The sequence below is a fragment of the Shewanella sp. 11B5 genome (genome assembly GCF_002836795.1).
Taxonomy (GTDB): Bacteria; Pseudomonadota; Gammaproteobacteria; order Enterobacterales; family Shewanellaceae; genus Shewanella; species Shewanella frigidimarina.
Genome location: NZ_PJAP01000608.1, coordinates 1 through 3,879, shown reverse-complemented (window position 1 = coordinate 3,879; position 3,879 = coordinate 1). Strand labels below are relative to the sequence as shown.

Sequence of the window (3,879 nt, the reverse complement as noted above, 5' to 3'; positions counted from 1 at the left end):
CTACAACGTGGCGCAGTTATTTTTGTTAAACCAGAAGCTGACATCAGCAGCAAAGTGGTAGAAGCCTTAAGCAAAGGCAAATAATAAGTATGAAAGTGACTTTAAAAGAGCTTAGCCAACTATTGGGTGCAACGATTAAAGGTGACGCAACACTGGAAATAACCAGTGTCGCTACCCTTGAAGATGCAACCCAAGGCCAACTCTCTTTTTTAGCCAATAGTAAGTACCGTGCTCAGCTTGAGGCAACTCAAGCTAGTGCGGTATTGCTGAGCGAAAAAGAAGCAAGTTGTTATCATGGTAATGCCCTTATTGTTAGCGATCCTTACGTAGGATTTGCTCGAGTAGCGCAATTACTAGATACCACCCCAAAAGAAACGCCTGGTATTCATCCTTCAGCTCAAATAGATACATCAGCCATTTTAGGTGACGGTGCAGCTATTGGTGCAAATGCGGTGATAGGTGCGAATGTTATTTTGGGTGAAAATGTTCAAATAGGTCCAGGTTGTGTGGTGGGTGAATCCAGTATTATTGGTTCAAACACGCGTCTTTGGGCTAATGTAAGTGTTTATCATAATGTACATATTGGTCATGATTGCATCGTCCATTCAGGGACGGTAATTGGCTCTGATGGTTTTGGTTATGCCAATGAACGCGGTAACTGGGTTAAAATTCCACAAACAGGCGGCGTTCGGATTGGTAATCATGTTGAAATTGGCGCATGTACTTCTATTGACCGTGGTGCGTTGTCGCATACCGAGATCCACGATGGTGTGATTATCGACAACCAAGTTCAAATTGCTCATAATGTCGTTATCGGCCAAAATACTGCAATGGCTGGCGGCTCTATTATTGCTGGCAGTTCTACCATTGGTAAGTATTGTATTATCGGTGGTGGTAGTGCTGTTGCTGGACACCTTAGTGTCGCTGATGGTGTACACATATCAGGCGGAACGAACGTGACCAGTGTTATCCGTGAAAAAGGTGTGTATTCGTCCGCAACCATCGCAATGGAAAACAAATTATGGCGTAGAAACACTGTTCGTTTCCGTCAATTAGATGAATTATTTAGCCGAGTTAAAACCCTCGAGAAAAGTGCTAAGGGCTCAGAATAATTGTAATTCTGCCTTATTTAAGGAATGTAGTGTGTCAAACCAATTAAACACCATGGATATTAAAGAGATACTTAAATATCTACCTCATAGATATCCATTTTTGTTGATCGATCGTGTATTGGACTTTACCGTAGGTGAGCACTTACATGCGATTAAAAATGTCACCATTAATGAGCCTTTTTTCCAAGGACATTTTCCTATACAGCCTGTTATGCCTGGCGTGCTCATTTTAGAAGCCATGGCACAAGCAACGGGTTTACTTGCCTTTAAAACCATGAGTACAGAGCCGTCTCCAGAGGTGCTGTACTATTTTGCTGGTATCGATAAAGCGCGTTTTAAACGTGTTGTTGAGCCAGGCGACCAAATACATTTTCACGTTAAAATGATTAAAGAGCGTCGCGGTATTGGTGTGTTTGTTGGTGAAGCCTTGGTTGATGGTGAACTGGTTTGTTCTGCTGAAATCATGTGTGCACGTAGAGAGATTAAGAAGTGATAGATAAATTAGCGTTTGTTCACCCAACAGCCAAAATTGGTAATAACGTCACTATTGGTCCTTGGACCTACATTGGTGAAAACGTTGAAATCGGCGATGACACATGGATAAGTTCTCATGTTGTGGTTAAAGGTCCAACGGTTATCGGTAAAGGTAATCGTATTTTTCAATTCTCTTCAGTTGGTGAAGAGTGTCAAGATAAAAAGTACGCAGGCGAACAAACTCGCTTAATTATCGGCGACAATAACATCATTCGTGAGTCGGTTACCATTCACCGTGGTACGACCCAAGATAAAGGTGAAACTCGCATCGGTTCTAACTGTCTGTTTATGGCGTATGTTCATATTGCCCACGACTGTTTTGTCGGTAATAACGTTATCATGGCTAATAATGCTTCAATTGCCGGTCATGTACATGTTGGTGATTGGGTTATTTTGGGCGGCATGACTGGTGTGCATCAGTTTGTACACATTGGCGCGCATGCCTTTACCGCGGGTGCTTCACTTATTTTGCAAGATGTTCCCCCATTTGTAATGGCTGCTGGTTCTCCTGCAGTACCACGTGGATTAAACTTAGAAGGCTTAAAACGCCGTGGTTTTACCAAAGAAAACCAGCGAGCTATTTTGAGTGCGTATAAAGCGGTTTTCCGTAAGAGTTTAACCATTGAAGAAGCTAACGCTGAATTAATTGAGGCCGCTGAAAAAGACATCAATGTGAAAGCATTTATGGAATTTATCAACCACTCTGCTCGTGGCATTATTCGATAGACGGAAACAATGACCAACTCTCCTTCAAAAGTATTCGCCATTGTCGCCGGAGAAATCTCCGGCGATATTTTAGGTGCCGGTTTAGTTAATTCACTCAAAAAACGCTATCCTGATGCGCGCTTTATCGGCATTGGTGGCCCTCGAATGCAAGCTCTAGGGTTTGAAAGTTTATTTCCAATGGAAGAACTGTCGATCATGGGCTTAGTCGAAGTGTTATCACATTTACCTCGACTGCTGCATATTCGTTCAAGCCTAGTGAAACAAATTACTGAATTAGCGCCAGACTGTTTTATTGGTATTGATGCGCCCGATTTTAATATTGGTGTAGAGCTTAAATTAAAAGCCAAAGGGATTAAAACAGTCCATTACGTCAGCCCGTCAGTATGGGCTTGGCGTCCAAAACGTATATTTAAAATTGCTAAAGCGACCAATATGGTGTTGTCGCTATTGCCGTTTGAGAAAGCGTTTTACGACCAACATCAAGTGCCTTGTACTTTTGTTGGGCATACACTTGCGGACGATATTCCGATGCACAGTGATAAGCTAGCTGCTCGGCAATTATTAGGATTAGATCCTAATGCTGAATACTTGGCGGTATTGCCTGGTTCCAGAGGCGGTGAGCTAAAGCAATTAGCTGAGCCGTTCGTCAAAGCAGCTCAATTAGTTAAGCAAACCTTTCCAGACATCAAATTTGTCACCCCAGTGGTTAATGATGCTCGTCGACAGCAGTTTCTTGCTGCACTTGAGGAGTTTGCTCCCGATTTAGAAGTCACTATTGTTGAAGGCCAATCTCGCGAAGTCATGGCTGCTGCTGATTGTATTTTATTGGCATCTGGCACAGCGACTTTAGAGGCCATGCTGGTTAAACGTCCTATGGTTGTGTCGTATCGGGTCAGCCCAATTACGTATGCCATCGCGATTAAAATGATGAAAATCAAAAACTATTCGTTGCCTAATTTGCTCGCAAACGACACCATTGTGCCAGAATTGATGCAAGCTAATTGCCAGCCACAGTTAATTGCCGATGCGATAATCAAGCAGCTTAATCAAGATTTTGCACCGCTAAATTCCCGCTTTGAAGAATTACATCAATTGCTAAAGTGTAATGCCAGCGAGCGAGCGGCAGATGCTGTAGTAGCAATATTACAAACGCCGTAACCTGACTAGGATAAGCTAATATGTCGACATTATCGGTTGTGATAAAAGATATTACCCCTGAACAAGTAGCCATTATTTCACAAGGTCTTGTTGCTGGTGTTGACGAAGTCGGGCGTGGTCCACTGATTGGTGATGTGGTCACAGCCGCGGTGATATTAGATCCGAATAAACCGATTGTTGGCCTCAATGACTCTAAGAAGCTTAGCGAGAAACGTCGTAATGCTTTGTATCAACAGATTATGGATAACGCGTTAAGTGTCAATGTTGGCCGTGCCAGCCCTGCTGAAATCGATGAGCTGAATATTTTGCATGCCACCATGCTGGCCATGCAGCGCGCAGTAGCGGGGTT

General features: G+C 43.1%; 5 protein-coding genes and 1 pseudogene. All 6 read left to right on the top strand.

Features of this window, described 5'->3' with window-relative positions; translation table 11 throughout:
• Window positions 1–84: pseudogene (locus CXF78_RS14115) on the top strand (molecular chaperone); the annotation flags it as partial.
• 5 nt (window positions 85–89) lie between these two features.
• Window positions 90–1,112 (top strand): UDP-3-O-(3-hydroxymyristoyl)glucosamine N-acyltransferase, encoded by a 1,023-nt coding sequence (gene lpxD, locus CXF78_RS14110; RefSeq protein WP_011636754.1) that lies wholly within the window; start codon window positions 90–92, stop codon window positions 1,110–1,112.
• A gap of 31 nt (window positions 1,113–1,143) precedes the next feature.
• Complete coding sequence (gene fabZ, locus CXF78_RS14105; RefSeq protein ID WP_011636755.1) at window positions 1,144–1,605, top strand: 3-hydroxyacyl-ACP dehydratase FabZ; 462 nt, start codon at window positions 1,144–1,146, stop codon at window positions 1,603–1,605.
• Window positions 1,602–2,372 carry an acyl-ACP--UDP-N-acetylglucosamine O-acyltransferase gene (gene lpxA, locus CXF78_RS14100; RefSeq protein ID WP_011636756.1) on the top strand — a complete coding sequence of 257 codons (771 nt, stop codon included), beginning with the start codon at window positions 1,602–1,604 and terminating at the stop codon, window positions 2,370–2,372. Before fabZ ends, lpxA begins: the two co-directional genes overlap by 4 nt.
• Window positions 2,373–2,381: 9 nt before the next feature.
• On the top strand, window positions 2,382–3,530 hold the full coding sequence (gene lpxB, locus CXF78_RS14095) for a lipid-A-disaccharide synthase (protein WP_102037157.1): 1,149 nt from the start codon (window positions 2,382–2,384) through the stop codon (window positions 3,528–3,530).
• A gap of 20 nt (window positions 3,531–3,550) precedes the next feature.
• A partial coding sequence (locus CXF78_RS14090) for a ribonuclease HII (RefSeq protein ID WP_145991454.1) occupies window positions 3,551–3,879 on the top strand: 329 nt, incomplete at its 3' end.

Excerpts from the sequence above, each read along its gene's own strand:
- lpxD (WP_011636754.1), top strand. The coding sequence starts at position 90 with ATGAAAGTGACTTTAAAAGAGCTTAGCCAACTATTGGGTGCAACGATT.
- lpxB (WP_102037157.1), top strand. The coding sequence starts at position 2,382 with ATGACCAACTCTCCTTCAAAAGTATTCGCCATTGTCGCCGGAGAAATC.